This is a genomic window from Serratia proteamaculans (assembly GCF_946227095.1).
GTDB lineage: Bacteria > Pseudomonadota > Gammaproteobacteria > Enterobacterales > Enterobacteriaceae > Serratia > Serratia proteamaculans_E.
Window position 1 is genome coordinate 282,244 of sequence record NZ_CAMISV010000005.1, and the last position, 17,527, is coordinate 299,770.

At 58.2% G+C, this 17,527-nt stretch carries 18 protein-coding genes; 4 read left to right on the forward strand and 14 right to left on the reverse strand.

Translation table 11 applies throughout. The features are described 5' to 3' along the window. Window positions 1-16 precede the first annotated feature (16 nt). From hpaA to OC597_RS12890, 9 genes are all read right to left on the reverse strand, one after another. A complete protein-coding gene (gene hpaA / locus OC597_RS12850) occupies window positions 17-913 on the reverse strand; it encodes a 4-hydroxyphenylacetate catabolism regulatory protein HpaA (protein WP_262208948.1) in 897 nt (298 codons plus the stop codon). A gap of 96 nt (window positions 914-1,009) precedes the next feature. Next, window positions 1,010-2,380 (reverse strand): 4-hydroxyphenylacetate permease, encoded by a 1,371-nt coding sequence (gene hpaX, locus OC597_RS12855; protein ID WP_262208950.1) that lies wholly within the window; start codon window positions 2,378-2,380, stop codon window positions 1,010-1,012. 30 nt (window positions 2,381-2,410) lie between these two features. After that, window positions 2,411-3,205 carry a 4-hydroxy-2-oxoheptanedioate aldolase gene (gene hpaI / locus OC597_RS12860; protein WP_275881019.1) on the reverse strand — a complete coding sequence of 265 codons (795 nt, stop codon included), beginning with the start codon at window positions 3,203-3,205 and terminating at the stop codon, window positions 2,411-2,413. A 40-nt stretch (window positions 3,206-3,245) separates the two neighbouring features. Beyond that, window positions 3,246-4,049 carry a 2-oxo-hept-4-ene-1,7-dioate hydratase gene (hpaH, locus tag OC597_RS12865; protein WP_261257169.1) on the reverse strand — a complete coding sequence of 268 codons (804 nt, stop codon included), beginning with the start codon at window positions 4,047-4,049 and terminating at the stop codon, window positions 3,246-3,248. A gap of 10 nt (window positions 4,050-4,059) precedes the next feature. Then, on the reverse strand, window positions 4,060-4,446 hold the full coding sequence (locus OC597_RS12870) for a 5-carboxymethyl-2-hydroxymuconate Delta-isomerase (protein WP_261257167.1): 387 nt from the start codon (window positions 4,444-4,446) through the stop codon (window positions 4,060-4,062). A 9-nt stretch (window positions 4,447-4,455) separates the two neighbouring features. Beyond that, entirely contained in the window at window positions 4,456-5,313 is an 858-nt protein-coding gene (gene hpaD, locus OC597_RS12875) for a 3,4-dihydroxyphenylacetate 2,3-dioxygenase (protein WP_262208954.1), read from the reverse strand. 167 nt (window positions 5,314-5,480) lie between these two features. Further along, window positions 5,481-6,935, reverse strand: coding sequence for a 5-carboxymethyl-2-hydroxymuconate semialdehyde dehydrogenase (hpaE, locus tag OC597_RS12880; protein WP_261463231.1), 1,455 nt, complete (start codon window positions 6,933-6,935; stop codon window positions 5,481-5,483). Next, complete coding sequence (locus OC597_RS12885; RefSeq protein ID WP_262208956.1) at window positions 6,932-7,696, reverse strand: fumarylacetoacetate hydrolase family protein; 765 nt, start codon at window positions 7,694-7,696, stop codon at window positions 6,932-6,934. The genes hpaE and OC597_RS12885 overlap by 4 nt, the downstream gene beginning before the upstream one ends. After that, a complete protein-coding gene (locus OC597_RS12890; protein WP_261285545.1) occupies window positions 7,693-8,325 on the reverse strand; it encodes a fumarylacetoacetate hydrolase family protein in 633 nt (210 codons plus the stop codon). Before OC597_RS12890 ends, OC597_RS12885 begins: the two co-directional genes overlap by 4 nt. A gap of 324 nt (window positions 8,326-8,649) precedes the next feature. On the opposite strand from OC597_RS12890, the gene hpaR reads away from it, so the two are divergent. Further along, window positions 8,650-9,102 carry a homoprotocatechuate degradation operon regulator HpaR gene (gene hpaR, locus OC597_RS12895; RefSeq protein ID WP_261257159.1) on the forward strand — a complete coding sequence of 151 codons (453 nt, stop codon included), beginning with the start codon at window positions 8,650-8,652 and terminating at the stop codon, window positions 9,100-9,102. Window positions 9,103-9,224: 122 nt separating this feature from the next. Here hpaR and OC597_RS12900 read toward each other — a convergent pair whose 3' ends face one another. Genes OC597_RS12900 through OC597_RS12920 form a run of 5 tightly spaced genes read right to left on the reverse strand, consistent with a single transcriptional unit; the run spans window position 9,225 to window position 13,659 of the window. Beyond that, window positions 9,225-10,016: an SDR family oxidoreductase gene (locus OC597_RS12900; RefSeq protein ID WP_261463228.1), complete on the reverse strand. Its 792-nt coding sequence runs from the start codon at window positions 10,014-10,016 to the stop codon at window positions 9,225-9,227. Between the two features lie 4 nt (window positions 10,017-10,020). Then, window positions 10,021-10,818 (reverse strand): molybdenum cofactor biosynthesis F family protein, encoded by a 798-nt coding sequence (locus OC597_RS12905; RefSeq protein ID WP_261463227.1) that lies wholly within the window; start codon window positions 10,816-10,818, stop codon window positions 10,021-10,023. A 10-nt stretch (window positions 10,819-10,828) separates the two neighbouring features. After that, complete coding sequence (locus tag OC597_RS12910; protein WP_261257153.1) at window positions 10,829-11,611, reverse strand: SDR family NAD(P)-dependent oxidoreductase; 783 nt, start codon at window positions 11,609-11,611, stop codon at window positions 10,829-10,831. Continuing rightward, window positions 11,604-12,191 carry a DUF3156 family protein gene (locus OC597_RS12915; RefSeq protein WP_261257150.1) on the reverse strand — a complete coding sequence of 196 codons (588 nt, stop codon included), beginning with the start codon at window positions 12,189-12,191 and terminating at the stop codon, window positions 11,604-11,606. The genes OC597_RS12910 and OC597_RS12915 overlap by 8 nt, the downstream gene beginning before the upstream one ends. Then, window positions 12,166-13,659 (reverse strand): APC family permease, encoded by a 1,494-nt coding sequence (locus tag OC597_RS12920; RefSeq protein WP_261257148.1) that lies wholly within the window; start codon window positions 13,657-13,659, stop codon window positions 12,166-12,168. Before OC597_RS12920 ends, OC597_RS12915 begins: the two co-directional genes overlap by 26 nt. A 771-nt stretch (window positions 13,660-14,430) precedes the next feature. On the opposite strand from OC597_RS12920, the gene OC597_RS12925 reads away from it, so the two are divergent. The 3 genes from OC597_RS12925 (at window position 14,431) to OC597_RS12935 (ending at window position 17,520) form a co-directional block, all read left to right on the forward strand. After that, a complete protein-coding gene (locus OC597_RS12925; RefSeq protein WP_112349064.1) occupies window positions 14,431-15,081 on the forward strand; it encodes a helix-turn-helix transcriptional regulator in 651 nt (216 codons plus the stop codon). Between the two features lie 140 nt (window positions 15,082-15,221). Then, a complete protein-coding gene (locus OC597_RS12930; protein WP_262208961.1) occupies window positions 15,222-16,394 on the forward strand; it encodes an MFS transporter in 1,173 nt (390 codons plus the stop codon). A gap of 13 nt (window positions 16,395-16,407) precedes the next feature. Further along, window positions 16,408-17,520, forward strand: coding sequence for a histone deacetylase-like amidohydrolase (locus tag OC597_RS12935; RefSeq protein ID WP_262208963.1), 1,113 nt, complete (start codon window positions 16,408-16,410; stop codon window positions 17,518-17,520). The last annotated feature ends 7 nt before the right edge of the window (window positions 17,521-17,527 follow it).

Here is a 17,527-nt window from a genome sequence, read left to right on the forward strand (position 1 = left end):
CAAACTGTGATCCAGCTTACGAAAGGGAATGTTGTGCGGCGCGGTAGGTCGAGGGGGAACAGCCTTCCAGCCGATTGAAAAAGCGGGCGAAATAGGCCGGATCTTTAAAACCCAGGCTATAAGCGGTTTCATGCACCGTGCAAGCGCTGAACAGCAGCATACGTTTGGCCTCGCGCAGCAGGCGATCGAATATCAGTCGTTTGGGCGGCTGATTGGCGAAACGCCGACACAGGTCGTTGAGTCTTGATTCGGTGACGCCCAGCGCCTGGGCATAGTCCGGCACCGGCAGATGATCGCGGAAGCGTTCGTCCACCATCCGATTGAAGCGCTGGAACAATTTCAGCTCACCGCGCACGCCACTGGTGGCGGAGTCCTCCAGCGACGCATTGCGCAACAGCAGGGTCAACACCGCCTGCGCCAGTAACGTCAGCGTCTGTTCGCGGCCGGTCAAGCGCTGGCAGAACTCACGCCGGATCAACGCCCAGTAATGGCTGAGCGCCGTCAGTTCCTGCGGCGCGTCGGCCATCGACAAACAAATACCCGGCATATCCATTGCCAAATTGCTGCCGGGATACAGCCGCTCCAGCAGGGGCCAGATCAACTCCTGGCGCACCGTCAGCACGTGACCGTCGCTGTCCGGCTCGGTGAAGAAGGCATGCGGCACCGAGGGCGGCGTCAGGATAAACAGCGGCGCCTGCACCGAATAGTGCTGGTCATCCAATTGCAGTTCAATCTTGCCGGTCTCCAGAAAGTGCACCTGGAAGAAGCGGTCGTGCCAGTGCACCTGCATATCGCGGCCAAAAAAGGCCGCCAGCCCGGCAAAGGTTTCGTAATGCACTTCATCCGTGGCGTAACGCGCATCGTACTCTTTGCAGATATCGATGTTGGCGATAAAACCGGTACTTTTCTGCATGTATTGACCTCATTCCCCCGAGAACGGGTTGAGCGTGCTCAACCCCTACGGCTGTGCGGCAGGGGCGCCGCATGTGGCGCCCCTAAACTGTCCCCATTAAGGCGTGGCCCGTGGGCGCGAGCCCTGCATCGGAATACGCCAGACGATCAGTGCGCCGATGATCAACAGTGCCGAAACAAAATACAGCCCGGAGTTAAAGCTGCCGGTCAGATCCTTAAACCAGCCGATCAATAGCGGGCTGACTGCCGATCCTATGTTGCCGGTGGCGTTGATCACCGCGATCCCGATCGCCCGCGCCTCCAGGCTGATCGACTGATCCGGCGTAGTCCAGAAGATCGCCATGGCGGTGAACGAGCCGACAGAAGCCATGACGATCCCCAGCAGTTGGATCATGCTGTGGTCGGTGGCCGAAGCCAGCAGCCAACCGGCGGCGGCAAACAGGTACGGCAGCGCGGTATGGTGTTTGCGCTCCTGCAATCGATCCGATCTTTTACTCCACCAAATCATCCCGGCGATGGTGCAGATCTGCGGGATCGCCGCCAAAATGCCGATCACGATGTTGCTGCTGCCCTGGTTAAAGCTCTGCAGGATCTGCGGCGTCCAGATGTTGATGGCGCTCAGGGTGTTGGTCAGGCAGAAATAGGCCAACGTGTACATCAGCACAATCGGGGTGAAGATTTCCCGCCACAGATTGCGCTGCTGCATAGCCCGGTGGCTACCCGGGCCATTGGGCTGCACCAGTTGCAGCTTGTCGGCATCCATCATGGCTTTCAGACTGGTTTTTTCTTCGTCGGTCAGCCACTTGGCCTTGGCCGGGGTATCGTCCAGGTAGAACCACACCACCACGCCCAGCAGCACCGAAGGAATACCTTCCACCAGGAACAGCCATTGCCAGCCCTTGAGCTTCATCAGCCCGTCCAGCGCCAGAATATAGCCTGACACCAGCGAGCCAATCGCCATGGTTACCGGCATGGCGATCATAAACAGCGCATTGGCCCGGGCGCGGTAAAACGCCGGGAACCAGTAGGTGAGATACACCAGAATCCCTGGCAAAAAACCGGCTTCGGTGATGCCGACGATCATCCGCAGCACATACAGGCTGGTCGGCCCGGTGGCGAACAGAGTGCAGGTCGAGGCGATGCCCCACAGCACCATAATGGTGGCGATCCAACGCCGTGCCCCGACGATCCCCAGCATGATATTGCTCGGGATACCGAAGATCACATAGGTGACGTAGAACAGGGTCGCCGCCAGACCGAACATGGTCGAGCTGAGGCCGAGATCCTTGCCCATGGTTAACCCGGCGAAACCGATGTTGATACGGTCGAGGAAAGAGAAAACAAACAGCACAAACAGGAAAATAATCAGTCGCCGAAATAACTTTTTAATCACCGATTGCTCGGTGGCGGTTAACGCTTTATGTTGCTGCGCCGGGTTGACCGGCGGCAGCGAATCGACGTTGCTCATGGTGTCTCCAGTAAGATTGCGTCCTGCAACCTAATAAACGCCCGGTGATTGCACGGGAGGCTGTTGCTGCTTAAAGCGACCGGCCAGGGACTCCGCCGCCCGCGCCAGCAGGGTGGTATCTACCCCGACCGCGACAAACAGCGCGCCGGACGCCAGATAATGCTGCGCCAGCTCCGGGTTAGCGGTCAGAATGCCCGGCGCCTTGCCGGCAGCGCTGATGCGCGCAATGGCATCGTCGATGGTGCGTTGCACCTCCGGTTGCTGTGGATTACCGGCGTATCCCATGTCGGCACTCAGATCAGCCGGGCCGATAAATACCCCATCAACCCCTTCCACCTGCAGGATCTCGTCCAGGTTTTTAACCGCCTCACGGGTTTCGATTTGCACCAACACGCACATCTGCGCGTCGGCCTGTTGCAGATAATCCGGCACCCGATTCCAGCGTGACGCACGCGCCAGCGCGCTGCCAACACCGCGTATGCCGTGCGGCGGATAACGGGTAGCACGCACCGCATCACGCGCCTGTTCGGCGTTCTGGATCATTGGGATCAACAGCGTCTGCACGCCGATGTCCAGCAGTTGCTTGATCAGCACCGCGTCATTCCATGCCGGGCGCACCACTGGCTGGCTCGGGTAAGGCGCAATCGCCTGCAACTGACCCAGTACCGTTTGCACGTTATTAGGCGCGTGTTCGCCGTCGATCAACAACCAGTCAAAACCGGAGCCGGCCAACAGTTCGGCGCTGTAGCTGCTGCACAACCCCAGCCACAGGCCAATCTGCGGGCGTTTTTCCTGCAGCGCCTGCTTAAAAACGTTGGTTAACATTGTGTTCTCCATGGTGTTTTCCCCTCCCTGAGGGGGGAAATCAAACAAACCGGCAGCTAATGCAACCCATCGGGCCGTAATCGGCATGGAAGGTATCGCCACGTCGTGCGGCTACCGGCCGGGTAAAGGAGCCGCCGAGGATCACCTGTCCGGCTTCCAGTTCCACGTCATACGGGAACAGCTTGTTGGCCAGCCAGGCCACGCCGTTGGCCGGATGGTTCAACACCGCCGCTGCGACGCCAGATTCTTCGATCACCCCGTTGCGGTACAGCAACGCACTGATCCAACGCAGATCCAACGCGTCCGGTTTGATTGGCCGGCCACCCATCACCACACCGGCGTTAGCGGCGTTATCGGAAATGGTGTCGAACACTTTGCGCGGGCGCTGAGTTTCAGGGTCGATGTTATGGCTGCGTGCATCGATGATCTCCAGCGCCGGAATGATGTAATCGGTGGCGTTGTAGACGTCAAACAGCGTGCAGTTCGGCCCGCGCAGCGGTTTGGCCAGTACAAACGCCAGCTCTACCTCAACGCGCGGCACGATAAAACGATCGATCGGAATATCGCTGCCGTCGTTGAAAAACATGTCATCCAGCAACGCACCGAAATCCGGTTCAGTGATCTGCGAACTGACCTGCATGGCGCGCGACGTCAGGCCGATTTTATGGCCCTTCAAGGTGCGGCCTTCGGCGATTTTCAGCGCCACCCACTGCCGCTGAATGGCATAGGCGTCTTCGATGGAGATCTCGGGATGATCCAGCGACAGCGCGCGGATCTGCTCACGGTTCTGCTCTGCCTGATGCAAACGTTGCACGGCACGGCTAACCAGCTCTTTATCCAACATTGACGGCCCCTTACTCTTTACGGAATAGCGCGTGGACATTGTTTTGCTTGTAGTTCAGCACCGGATCCAGCTCTTCCATGGCGAACGACAGCGCCAGATAGCGGTTGGCCATCAGCTCGGCGAAGTGCTCAGTGATCAGCGTAAACAGCATCGCCCCCACCTGTTCACGGCTTTCCAGGCTACGGCCGTGGCCGATCTTCAGCGTCATATGCACAAAAGCATAATCCCGCTGGCCGTCAGCCATCTGCCAGGTATCCAGCCAGATGGCACGGCTGCGCACCCCGGCCAGTGGGAAAATCCCGGTATCTGCCAGCGCCTGATTGACCTTGGCGAACAGCGCGGGTAAATCCGCCTCACGGCGGATGTTGTCGGTACATTCAGCGTAAAAATGGGGCATGGAGGCTCCTCAGGCTTCGGCCGGCAGCGGGAACACGGCGTTAACCTGCCCGGTGCCGGAACTGGCGAACAGCGGGGTAATGAACTCCACCTTGCCGTCATATTTGTCCCACCCCAGCAGGCCGAGCAGCATCACGGTGTCATGCATGTTGCCTTCGCCATAGCAGTAGTCGGCGTACTCCGGTAGCATTTCGCAAAACTCGCGGAAGCGCCCTTCTTCCCACAGCTTGACCACCCGTTCGTCCATCTGCTGGTCAAACTGGCGGGTATAGCTGTTCATGCCCTCTTCGGCACGCTGGTCGTCGATAAAGCGGTGTGAAAGCGAACCGCTGGCCAATACCGCCACCGTGCCGTCGTATTTATCAATCGCGGTTTTGATCGCTTCCCCCAGCCGACGGCTATCGGCAAAGTCATGTACGGTGCAAAACGCCGAGATCGAAATCACCTTGAAATGTTTGTCGCTGTTCATGTAGCGCATCGGTACCAGCGTGCCGTATTCCAGCTTCAGACTTGGGATCTCATGCGCCTTGGCACGCACCCCAAGTTTGCAGGCTTCCGCGGCGATCAACTGCCCCAGCGCCGGGTTGCCTTCGTATTCGTAGGTCATGTCGCGGATGAAGTGCGGCAGTTCGTTACTGGTATACAGCCCTTCGAAATGCGGGCTGCAGTTGATGTGATAGGCGCTGTTCACCAGCCAGTGGGTGTCGAACACGATAATGGTGTCGACGCCCATTTCGCGGCAGCGCGCGCTGATCTCTTTATGCCCGTCGATCGCCGACTGACGGCAACCGTGGTTTTTTCCTGGCATTTCCGACAGATACATCGATGGAACATGCGTAATTTTGGCGGCCAAAGCTAACTTACCCATACAACCTCCTATCCCCTTCATCTTTCGAATTGCTGCGTTGTTGGCTGCCTACGGTCACCCCAGTCACTTACCTAAGTAAGCTCCTGGGGATGTCCGTACTTGCCGCCTAGCCCCAATCCGAAAGCTGTTGGGTATAGCCTGTTTTAGTTTTAAAACATGGAGCTGATTTAGACGCCCCAGCGTGGGATCGGGTGATCACCCATGGAAATACACACGTTCTTCATCTCGGCAAACACTTCGAAGCTGTATTCCCCGCCTTCACGGCCGGTACCGGAGGATTTAACGCCGCCAAACGGCTGGCGCAGATCGCGTACGTTTTGGGTGTTAACAAAAACCATGCCCGCTTCAATATTGCGGGCCAGACGCAGCACCTTGCTCACATCCTGCGTCCAGATATACGACGCCAGGCCGTATTCCACGTCGTTGGCCATGCGCAGGCCGTCTTCTTCTGATTTGAATGGCAGCAGGCAGGCCACCGGCCCAAAAATCTCCTCCTGCGCAATGCGCATCCGGTTGTCGACATCCGCCAGCACCGTCGGGCGCAGGAAGTTGCCGTGGCTCAGACCGGCCGGTTTATCCGGGCCGCCGGCCAGCAGAGTTGCCCCTTCTTCGATGCCAAGGCGGATATAGCCGGAAACTTTTTCCCAGTGCTGCGGGCTGATCAACGCGCCGACCTGGGTGTTGGGATCTTGCGGATCTCCCACTCGCAGGCGGTTGGCGCGCTCGGCGAAGCGTTTGACGAATTCCGGGTAAATGCTCTCCTGAATAAAGATGCGAGAACCGGCGGTGCAGCGTTCACCGTTGATCGAGAAAATGGTGAACAGCGCGGCGTCCAGCGCACGTTCAATGTCGGCATCTTCAAAAATCAGCACCGGCGATTTACCGCCCAGCTCCATGGAAAACTTCTTCAGCCCGGCGCTTTCAATAATCCGGCGACCGGTGGCGGTACCGCCGGTAAAGGACACGGCGCGCACGTCTTTATGGCGTACCAACGCATCCCCGGCGGTGGAGCCATAACCCTGCACCACGTTGAGCACCCCGGGCGGAATACCGGCTTCCAGCGCCAGTTCGCCCAGACGATCGGCGGTCAGCGGCGACAGCTCGGACATTTTCAGCACCGCGGTGTTGCCCAATGCCAGGCAAGGCGCGGTTTTCCAGGTGGCGGTCATGAAAGGCACGTTCCACGGCGACACCAGCGCGCACACCCCGACCGGCTGGATCAGCGTGTAGTTGAGCATCTTGTCGTCCACCGGGTAGGTGCGGCCGTTCATCTGCTGGCAGATCTCGGCGAAGAACTCAAAGTTGTGCGAGGCGCGTGGGATCAGTACGTTTTTGGTTTGGTGGATCGGCAGACCGGTGTCGGCCGTTTCCATCTCGGCGATCTGCGGTACGTTCTCGTCGATCAGTTCACCCAGACGGCGCATCAGACGCGCACGCTCTTTCATTGGCGTATTGGCCCATTTAGGGAAAGCGGCCTTGGCGGCGGCCACCGCCTGGTCGATCTCCAGCTGTCCGCCAGACGCCACTTCCGCCAGCACCTCGCCGTTGGCCGGGTTGGTGGTGGTGAAGTACTCTTTACTGGCTACGTTTTTACCGTTAATCCAATGGTTGATGGTTTTCATCGCAGGCTTTCCTCGTAATCTTTTTCACTGATGATGTGGTTAACCAGACGGCCGATGCCCTCGATTTCCACCACCACTTCGTCACCCGGCTGCACGTCGGCCAACCCTTTCGGGGTGCCGGTGGCGATCATGTCGCCCGGCTGCAGCGTCATAAACTCACTCAGGTAGCTGATCAAATAGGGGATATCAAAAATCATGTCGCCGGTGCTGCCGCGCTGACGCAGTTCACCGTTGACGTAAGTGCTGAGCGCCAAGCTGTGTGGGTCGGCAATATCATCGCGATCGACAATGTACGGACCGATCGGCGTCAGGGTGTCGCGGCTTTTCACCCGCAGGTTCGGGCGGTAGTAATTTTCCAGATAGTCGCGGATGGCATAGTCGTTACACAGGGTGTAACCCGCCACATAGTCCATGGCGTTCTCACGGCTGACATTGCGTGCGGTTTTGCCGATCACCGCCACCAGCTCGGCTTCGTAGTGCATATACTCGACGTCGGCCGGGCGTACCGACACCTGACGATGCCCGGTCAGGGTGTTCGGTGCCTTCAGGAACACCAGCGGTTCTTCCGGTGCCTTGAATTCCAGCTCGCTGGCGTGGTCGGCATAATTCAGGCCCAGGGCAAACACCGTGCCTTGCGCCGGTGGCAACCACTCGACGTCCAACTCATCGACAACGCTGCCGTCCGGCAGGATGACACGCAGTTGATCGTCGACGTTGACGTTAACAATTTGGCCATGATGGCGAATACGGGCGTGTTTCATGATGCTTCTCCTGCCTGCGTCACGCGGTTGGTCAGAGTCGGCAGACCGGCGGCACGCACCGTGACTTCGTCTCCGGGTTTAATCTCCACCCGCTGGTGCGGCGTGCCGATCAGCACCGCGTCACCCGGCTGCAGGGTAATAAAATCGCTGATGGCGGCGATCAGTTCCGGCACTGAACGCAGCAGATCGGCCGTCGACCAGCGATCCTGTTCCACACCGTTGATTTCGGTGATGATTTCCAACTTACCGGGGGTCGCCAACTGGCCGAGATCCCCCAGCGGGCAGAAGCCGTCGCGGCATTTTGCTTTGATTGCCGGGCGGTAAAAGCTGCTTTCCGGCAGGCTGATGTCATTGGCCAGCGCATAACCGGCCAGATAGTCGGCCACCCGTTCGGCCGGCACCTTGCGCGCGGTATTGCCAATCACCACCGCCAGCGTGGCGCCGCTCTGCACTTGTTCACCGGCAGGAAACGGGATCGCCCCGCCGTTGGCGAGGTAGGTATTACGCGGTTTGATAAACCACACCGGGGTCTTGGGCGGGGTTTTATAAGGTGGCTGATGGAACGCCTGATCCCAAGCGTCCATCTGGCTGCGGTGGTTCAACGCGACGGAAAATACAGTGCCTTTCATGCAAACTCCTTTCAATGACAGAACATGACAACCGGCATTCATTAATATGTTAATGATTACTTTTATACGCTGTTCAGCTTTTACGCAACGCGGGTGGGTTGATTTGTGATCGTGATAACAAAATATTCACAAGTCACGAACATTAGCGTTATTATTCAACGTATTAATCAATTTCAGGCGATTTTTCCACCCGCAGCTACATTTTCGCTTTATCCGTCGGGGTAAACTTGGCTACTATTAAGTTATTAATAAATCCAGGCCGTTCATTGCATCCCTGCGTTCGGCACCGGAATAACGAACACCTTGATAGCTAAGGCCAAATCTATGCATGAATCCTTAACCATTGCCCTGCTGCAGGCGCGCGAAACCGCCATGGGGTTTTTCCGCCCGATACTGAAAAGCCATAACCTAACGGAACAGCAATGGCGCATCATTCGCGTACTGGCCAACAGCCGTTCAATTGAATTCCACGAATTGGCGGCGGAAACCTGCATCCTGCGCCCCAGCCTGACCGGCATTTTGTCGCGCATGGAGCGCGATAAGCTGATCTTCCGCCTGAAGCCGGTTAACGATCAGCGCAAGCTGTATGTTTCGCTGACCCAGCAAGGCCAGGATCTGTATGAAGTGGCACGCCATCAGGTTGAACAGGGTTACGGTGAGATTGAAGCCGCATTTTCGCAGCAGAAGATGGGCCAACTGATGGAGTTGCTGGACGAGTTGATCACCCTGGGCGACAAACTGCCCGCCAACGTGACCGCCCATCCTGCAAAGAAATGATCCTTCCGGTTATCATCCTCTAATTAATTGGCGTTGCAGCTAGGCGGCCAGGGCGTGAGTCCCCAGGAGCTTACTTAAGTAAGTGACTGGGGTGAGCGTATGCAGCCAACAACGCTGCAACGTCAAGAAAGAAGAGGATGAGCCTCGGGGAGTAATGCGCCGCCGTCCACCACCAGCGTTTGGCCGGTGATATAGGCCGCCGCCGGTGAGGCGAGAAACACCATCGCCGCCGCAATGTCTTCCGGCTCCCCCAGCCGCCCGAGCGGTACTGCTGCGGCAATCGCCTGATTGACCGCAGAGCCCCCCAGATTAGCCATCGCCGGTGTGCGGATCATCCCCGGCTCCACGCCGTTGACCCGAATGCCTGCCGCCGCCAGCTCCAGCGCCGCCGCGCGAATAAAACCGTTTACCCCCGCCTTGGAAGCGGCATAGTGCGCCAGCCCCGGATAAGCCACCCGCGGCCCGGTGACCGACGAGGTCACCAGAATGCTGCCGCCCCCCTGACGTTGCATCCACGGCAACGCCGCCTGTGCCAGAAAAAACGGTGCCATCAGATTGACGCTCAGCGTGCGTTGCAGCAGTACCGCGTCAATCTCGGCGAAGGGAGTCAGCGGGAAGTAGGCCGCGTTGTGGATGACCACGTCCAGCCGCTGATACCGTTGGCCTACCTCTGCCACCCGTTCGGCAATCTGCCCCGGATCGGCCAGATCACAGGCCATTGCCTGCACCCGCCAACCTTGTTGTTGCAGTATTTCCGCCTCATCCTGCGCCTTCTGCAGTTGCAGATCCGCCAGTATCACCGTTGCGCCCAACCGGGCAAAGGCGCTGACAATCGCCAGCCCAATGCCCTGCGCGCCGCCGGTCACCAGCACCACCTGGCCGCTAAAGGCATCGGCCGCATAAGGTGTCTTCATCGGCCTATCCCCGTGGATGACGCGTGGTGTTCAGCACCTGGGCGTGGGCACCCACGGCAAAATTGCTCAGCGCATTGAAGTCACTGCCCTGATAACCGAGGATCTTGCCGTCGGTGCGCATGCCCTGCAGATCGATCATCACCACGCCCAGCGTCGGCACGATCTTCTCGCGCCAGACGAACAGGTAGAGCTGTTCGGCTACTTTCACGTAGTGACAGCGATCGACATCCGCCAGCCCTTTCTCCACCCCGTCCAGGCACTGCCAGGCATAGAAATTGTCGTTCAGGTAGATATGTTCATAACGTTCGGTCGGGCTGTAGGTGTACATATTGCGCATGCCGATTAACTCATCGGTGAACTGTGGCGGCGCAACGGTGGCATCATCCAGGGTACCAAAGTAGAACTCCGCCTTGACCGCCGTCAGCGGCAACCCCTGCTCAACCCGGCTGAAGGCATCCAGTCGTGTCTGCTGCTCATCCGGCAACTGGCCGTAGACGGCGGTGAAATTGCCCTGATTACGATCGCACACCAGCGTAATACTGGCGTTATCCTGCGCAGGATCGAGAAAATCGATAAACAGAATGCCGGGGCGAATGCTGGTGGCACGATAAGCAATGCCCCGGTATTCACCCCAGCTCAGCGTCTGCTGATCGACGAAATGACAGCTCAGCGTTTCCCCGTCGGCAAAGCGCAATGCCAGCGTACTGCCGCTAAGGCCGTGCTGTGGTTCCAGCGTATTGCTGTGCGGCGCAAAGCCTTCCGCCAGCGCGCCCACCTGAATAAATACCGCTTCTGAACTCATTTGATGCTCCTTAAAGGGAAGTGAAAGCCAATGTCGGCACGTCGACGATGGTTGAACCGCCGTCGGCCACCAGCGCCGCACCGGTAATGATCGACGCCTCTGACGAGCAGAGAAAACGGCAGATGCCGGCAATTTCTTCGGCGCTGGCCGGGCGGCGCAATGGCACATCGCGGCAGACCATCTGATAAGCCTGCGCCAGCGAAATCTGATGGGCGTCCATCAGCAACTGCATCTCTTCATCCGCCATCGGCGTGGTGACCCAGCCAGGGCACACCGCGTTGGCACGCACCCCCTGCGGACCGTAATCACGAGCGATGGAACGCATCAACCCGATCAACGCATGCTTGGCGGTGACGTAACCGCATACCTCCGGCCCGGCGGCCAATGAGGCGATAGAAGCGACAAACAGCAGGTTACCGCCGGTTTTCATCAGCTCCGGCAAACAGGCGCGAGCACTGGCAAATGCGCTGTTGAGATTGCTGTCCATCGCCTGCTGCCATTGTTGGTCGGTCATGTCGGTAATGCGTTTGAATCCCATACCGCCGGCGCTACCGATCAGGCAGTCGATACGCCCGGCCTGCTGCAAAATGGCCGGCAACAATTGGGTGTTCCAGCTTTCTCCGCTGGCGGCATCGCCGACCAACGCCTGTACGCCGATCTCATCCGCCAGTGCGGTCAGCGGTTCAGGACGACGACCGATGATAAATACCCGATCGCCCTGGGCCGCCAGTAACCGGGCACAGGCGGCGCCCACGCCGGTGCCGCCGCCGGTAATCACTACCACTCTATTCATCGATTCTCTCCATCAATTGGCCAATCATCAGCAGGCTGCTGAGCAGCAATCGCCGTTGCTCCGGTTCCAGCCGCAGATAGCGACGACCGGCAGGCAAACGGCTGACCACTTCCGAAGCGGCAAAATGTTCGATCTCCAGTCGCCAGTGTCCGGCAACCAGCGTCAGTTGAATGCGGCGGAAATCCAGCTGTGCCAGCGTTTGGCCAACTTGTGGATAGCGCTGAAAGGCAGTAATCACCCGCTGCGCCACAGCATCATTGCGGACCGCGCGATACACCACCCCATTGCGCCGCAGCCATCCTCCGGCGGTGATGCACAGCGTCAGCGGCTCTTTCAGCGTGCAGTTCCCCTGCAGTTGAAAACGATGGCTGACGATATGCGCCATAAACAACGCACTGACCTGTTCACTGATGTCGATCACCGGCCCTTGCGCTAACGTCAGCCGCAGCAGGCACGGTGCCAGGCGCTCGCAGGCATAGGGTTGCAGGTTGTTCGCCAGGCGGCTGAGGGTCACGCCCGGCTGATAACCCGCCGGTGCGCGCTGCCAGAGACGGTTAAGTGAGGGAAGTAAGCCGATCAAACTGCGCCTCCTCGCCTTCTGCTTTTGCAAAGGCGGTTTCCAGCACCTGCTCGACCGGCACCGGTTTGAACGGGTTGACCTTCTGCACGCACAGGGTCCAGAACAGCGCGTAAGCCGCTGTCAGACCAATCATGATGCTGAAAGGGATATACACCGCGCGCGGGTTCATGCCCGGCGGAGTGATATAGATAATCGCCAGCACGATGCCAACGCTGGAAACGATTTGCGGCAGCGGGAACCACGGCGATTTGTAAGCACGCGGCAGATCCGGGCGGCGAATACGCAGGATCACTACCGAGCAGGTCACCAGCAGGTAGGCGACCCCCCAGGCGCACACCGCCGCCAGCACCAGCGGAATAATGCGGTCGAGATTGCCCTGGATAGCAAAGGCGTGCACACAGGGGATCAGTACCGCCACCAAAATCCCCACCACCGGGGTTTTAAAACGCGGGTGCAGATAAGCGAAGATGCGCGGCAGCGCGCCGTCCAGCGCCATGCCATAGAGGATCCGTGGCACCGCGGCCATCAGCGTGTTGATGGTCGCCGCCCCGGCCAACAACAGGCCGATGCCCAACCAATATTTGCCGAACTCGCCCATCACCTGGCCGGCAAAGGCCGGAATGGCCATCGGCGTGTCCAGCAGATGAACGCCGTTGGCGGCATCCACCAACACGTTTTCCACCTGGTGACTGAGCGCCGCGCCGTATAAGGCCATACACACCGCCACGCCGCACAGCCCCAGTGACATGGCTCGCGGGATGACGCTGGCGGAACGTTTGATCTCCGGCGCCATCGGCGTAACCAGTTCGCAGCCGACGAACATAAACATCGCCATGCCGATCAGGCTGAACACTGCGAACGGATCGTTCAGGCTCAGGGTGCTCCCGAACCAGCCTTCCAGCGGCACGGCATGCGGTGAAAGCAACCCGGCAATGCCGAAGATCACCAACGTGCTCCACATGGCGAAGGTCAGCACAATCTCCGCTTTACCGAACGCCTCAATGCCAAAAGCGTTGAGTATGCCAAACACGATCACCAGCCCAACCCCGACCATCCAGGAGGCATTGTGGGTTTCCATCAGGGTGTTGAGGTGCTCGAAATTCACCAGTGCCATGATGCCGGAGAGAATGGTTTCGGCGGTACCGGCAAAGATATGCACGATCAGGTAGGCCGACAGCGCGCCGGTAATGGCAAAAAAACGCCCCATGCCGCAGGCGATGTAGTCATAGACCGAGCCGGAGGTCGGCAGGATCGCTGCCGCTTCCGAGAAGGTCGTGAGCTGGGCCTGCATCATGATAAAGGCGATCAGCATCGCCAGTGCGAAGGTGTCGCCGCCGATGCCAAAACCGCTGGTGACGGTGAGGATCACCGGGCTGGCCATAATCACCCCGACCGAGCTGGCCAGCGTGGTGGGGAATCCGACCTTGCCCCGCTCAAGATGGGCGTGAAGCCGCGACGACAGGTTCATGGTTATTTCCTCTTATAGTTTTATCGTTTTGCCCTGATGTTGCATTTGCAGGTTTGGCGTCGCCAGTGGCGGCAATATCACTATAGAGAGGAAAAGAAAATGCTGACTATCGTCCTTAAGAACGAGGCCGAGCCATAGCTTTTTCGTCTTACCTTTTTAGTCCGGTCAGCCGTTATGGTTTTAGCCGGGGTGAAAGGATTTCCAGAGAGGATCAAGCGCTGCGGTGTTTGTCTATCGTTCTTAAGAACGAGCTGTCGATGGCGGCCCTGCGGGGTTACAAAAGGGCGATTCGTGGCGGGGACGTCACTCTAAATAGGAAATCTCTGTAAATTCAGCGGGAAGGACATACCACATTCGTTAATATATTAATGAAATATTGACACCAAATGACCGCTGGAGCCATCAACAACCGATCGCCGCCTTGTTATTTATGTATTTTATTGCAATCCGGCTCACGTTGTTAATATGTTTTAATTGTGTTGCAAAATTGCTACCGCTATGCTTGTATCGTTCATATTATAAACAGCGGCAACTCCCATTCCGGTACCTGAAAAAGATACCCTATGGATTTCAAGTTGCAGCTAGACGGCCAGCTCGCTCATCCTCAGGCGCTTACACAAGTAAGTAACTGGGGGGAGCGACAAATCTGTCGGGAACAGATTTGAACGCTGCTTGCAGCGGCCCCGAAGGGGCAAGACCCACGATGGGTCTTGTAAAGCAGGTAACAACGCTGCGGCTTGAAAGACGACGGGTAAAGGGAGGAAATGAATCATGCACACTACTGCACCATCCGATGCCTTTATCACGAGCTGTCTGAACACCATTGCTCATCTTATCCCGGTGTCTGCTGGGGTATTTTATTTGGTTAATCCGGACCTGCGGCCAGACCATTATATTTTGCATGGTATTTCCGATAACACCCATCAGCAGTATTTGAATCATTTCCAGCAGATTGATCCGCTTAAACCGGCCAACTTCCACCAGCAGGATATTAATATGGTCGGCATGAGCCCGGCGGCGATCGCTAATAACCGGCACTATTATCATGACTTTATGCTGCCCAATCACATGCGCGATATGACGGAGATATTTATCCGCCAGCGTAAACGTATTGTCGCCGGGGTGTCATTGATTCGCGATACGCCGTTTACCGAATTGGAACGCGGTCGCCTGCGGGCGGTGATGCCGCTGATCGAGCTGGCGACCCGCGATCTGCTGCCTGGCGGTGAAGCCCAATTGCTGACGGCCAAGGAGCAAGAGATCGTCAATATGGTGCGCGAAGGGGCCAGTAATAAACGCATCGCACTGAAGTTGGGTATTTCCCTTTCGACGGTAAAAACCCACATGCGCAATATATTTGCCAAAACCGAAGTCGTAAATCGCACCGAATTGGTTGCCAACAGTTTTATTGCACACGGATGATAAATTAAGCCATAGCAATGGCTTATGACCGATAAATTAAACGCGTTAATTATTCGTCATCAATGGCGCGGTTTCCGCCTGCCTAAAACACGGCATCGCGGGTATATCTGAACCAGGCTTACCCCGTGGAGATCATTATTATGTCCAGTGATTCTGTTTCTGTGCCCACCGCCGGGACGGCGCTCCCCTGCCCGCCACGGCTGTTGACCGCCATTATTCTCTTTGCCGCCATTGCGCCGGGCATCCTGATGACCGCACCGGCCATAGCCGCGCAGTTAGCCAGCCAGTGGCTGCTGACTCCGGCGCAAATCGGCCATCTGTTTTCTACCGAACTGGGAGCAATGAGCCTGGCCACGCTGCCCGCCTGGTGGTGGATTAGCCGCGTGAACTGGCGGCGGGTGGCAGCACTGGCAGCGGCCGTGTTTATCGCCGGTAACCTGGCCTCGGCGTGGGTCAGCGATTTCAGCCTGCTGCTGGGGCTGCGTTTTGTCGCCTCGCTGGCGGGTGGCACCTTGATGATCCTGTGCATCACTTGCGCGGCGGGCACCGCCAACCCCAGCCGGGTTTACGCTCTGTGGGTTTTGGGCCAACTGGTGTTGGGCGCGGTCGGGCTGCTGGTGTTGCCGACGCTGTTCGCCCACTTTGGGTTGATGGCGGTCTATCTGATCCTGGCGGCCATCATGCTGTGCTGCCTGCCGTTGATCGGTGCCTTCCCCAGCGGGTTTCACCCGGTGCAATCCGCCGTCCATTCCACCGCAACTCCCCGGCGGCGCAAAATCTTCGCCGTACTGGCGGTACTGACCTTTTACATCAGCCTGAGCGCAGTCTGGACTTTTATCGGCAGCATCGCCGCCGCGGCCGGTCTTTCGCCGGTACACAGCGGTCAGGTACTGGCCACCGCCACGCTGTTTGGCATCGTCGGTGCCGGTGGTGCCGCTTTGATCAGCGCCGGTCGTGGCGGCAACCGGCTGATTTGGCTGGGCTACGGTTTGCTGCTCGCCGGTATCACGCTGCTAATCCAAGAGCCCCTGCTGCTGCGCTTCGCGATAGCGGCGGTGTTGTTCAAATTTACCTGGACCTTTGTGCTGCCGTTTATTTTGGCCCGCGTCGCCGGGCTGGATAACAACGGCAAGCTGATGAACAACATCAATCTGGTGATTGGCGGCGGTATGGCGATTGGCCCAACGCTGGCCGGTTACCTGATTGAATCTTCAGGCGGCTTTGACGCGCTGCTGGTTGGCGCGTTGGGTTGCTCACTGCTGTCGTTACTGTTGATTTTGTTGGCTTCACCGCGCGCTCGCCGCGCCGTTTAACAGGAGTAAAAAGGTGAAAAGAAAAACCGGTTTCTTGTTTGATGAACGCTGTTTCTGGCACAGCACCGGCCTGCACGCCACCACGCTGCCGGTTGGCGGCTGGGTGCAACCGCCTTCGGGGGCCGGCCACGCCGAGTCGCCGGAAACCAAACGGCGGATGAAGAACCTGATGGATGTGTCCGGCCTGTCACGTCAGCTCACACTGCTGAGCGCCGAACTGGCGACGGACGAAGACCTGCTGCGCATTCACCCAGCCGATTATTTACAACGTTTCAAACAGCTGAGCGACAACGGTGGCGGCATGCTGGGGGAAGAAGCCCCGCTGGGACCGGGCAGCTATGAGATTGCCAAACTGTCCGCCGGGTTAGCCTGCGCGGCGGTCGAGGCCGTGCTGCTGGGTGAGCTGGATAACGCCTATGCGCTGTCACGCCCGCCGGGACACCACTGCCTGCCGGACCAGTCGATGGGCTTTTGTTTTCTGGCCAATATCCCGATCGCCATCGAGCGCGCTAAACAAAAATACGGTTTGGGCAAGGTGGCGGTACTCGACTGGGACGTGCATCACGGCAATGGTACCCAGCATATCTACTGGCAACGTGACGACGTGTTGACGCTGTCGTTGCATCAGGACGGCTGCTTCCCCGCCGGGTACTCCGGTGAACAAGACTGCGGGGCCGGGCCGGGCGAAGGCTATAACATCAATATTCCGCTGCTGGCCGGGGCCGGTGACGACGGTTATCTGTATGCCATGCAGCAGATTGTCATTCCGGCACTGGAGCAATTCCAGCCGGAGTTGATCATAGTCGCCTGCGGCTACGACGCCAACGCCCTGGATCCGCTGGCACGCATGCAGTTGCACAGCGACAGTTTCCGCAACATGACGGCTTTGGTGCAGGACGCGGCCGATCGTCTGTGTGGAGGAAAATTGGTGATGGTGCATGAGGGCGGTTATGCCGAATCCTACGTGCCGTTCTGCGGTCTGGCGGTGATGGAACAGCTCAGTGGCATCCGCACCGAAGTCCAGGATCCGCTGCTGGAATTTATCCAGCAGCAGCAGCCGCGCGAAGCCTTCAACCAGTTCCAACGCCAGGCCATCGATAGGCTGGCGCAGCAGTTCATTCGCTAATCACTCC

Coding starts and splice junctions, on each gene's coding strand:
- hpaA (WP_262208948.1), bottom strand. CDS start 913: ATGCAGAAAAGTACCGGTTTTATCGCCAACATCGATATCTGCAAAGAG.
- hpaX (WP_262208950.1), bottom strand. CDS start 2,380: ATGAGCAACGTCGATTCGCTGCCGCCGGTCAACCCGGCGCAGCAACAT.
- hpaI (WP_275881019.1), bottom strand. CDS start 3,205: ATGTTAACCAACGTTTTTAAGCAGGCGCTGCAGGAAAAACGCCCGCAG.
- hpaH (WP_261257169.1), bottom strand. CDS start 4,049: ATGTTGGATAAAGAGCTGGTTAGCCGTGCCGTGCAACGTTTGCATCAG.
- OC597_RS12870 (WP_261257167.1), bottom strand. CDS start 4,446: ATGCCCCATTTTTACGCTGAATGTACCGACAACATCCGCCGTGAGGCG.
- hpaD (WP_262208954.1), bottom strand. CDS start 5,313: ATGGGTAAGTTAGCTTTGGCCGCCAAAATTACGCATGTTCCATCGATG.
- hpaE (WP_261463231.1), bottom strand. CDS start 6,935: ATGAAAACCATCAACCATTGGATTAACGGTAAAAACGTAGCCAGTAAA.
- OC597_RS12885 (WP_262208956.1), bottom strand. CDS start 7,696: ATGAAACACGCCCGTATTCGCCATCATGGCCAAATTGTTAACGTCAAC.
- OC597_RS12890 (WP_261285545.1), bottom strand. CDS start 8,325: ATGAAAGGCACTGTATTTTCCGTCGCGTTGAACCACCGCAGCCAGATG.
- hpaR (WP_261257159.1), top strand. CDS start 8,650: ATGCATGAATCCTTAACCATTGCCCTGCTGCAGGCGCGCGAAACCGCC.
- OC597_RS12900 (WP_261463228.1), bottom strand. CDS start 10,016: ATGAAGACACCTTATGCGGCCGATGCCTTTAGCGGCCAGGTGGTGCTG.
- OC597_RS12905 (WP_261463227.1), bottom strand. CDS start 10,818: ATGAGTTCAGAAGCGGTATTTATTCAGGTGGGCGCGCTGGCGGAAGGC.
- OC597_RS12910 (WP_261257153.1), bottom strand. CDS start 11,611: ATGAATAGAGTGGTAGTGATTACCGGCGGCGGCACCGGCGTGGGCGCC.
- OC597_RS12920 (WP_261257148.1), bottom strand. CDS start 13,659: ATGAACCTGTCGTCGCGGCTTCACGCCCATCTTGAGCGGGGCAAGGTC.
- OC597_RS12925 (WP_112349064.1), top strand. CDS start 14,431: ATGCACACTACTGCACCATCCGATGCCTTTATCACGAGCTGTCTGAAC.
- OC597_RS12930 (WP_262208961.1), top strand. CDS start 15,222: ATGTCCAGTGATTCTGTTTCTGTGCCCACCGCCGGGACGGCGCTCCCC.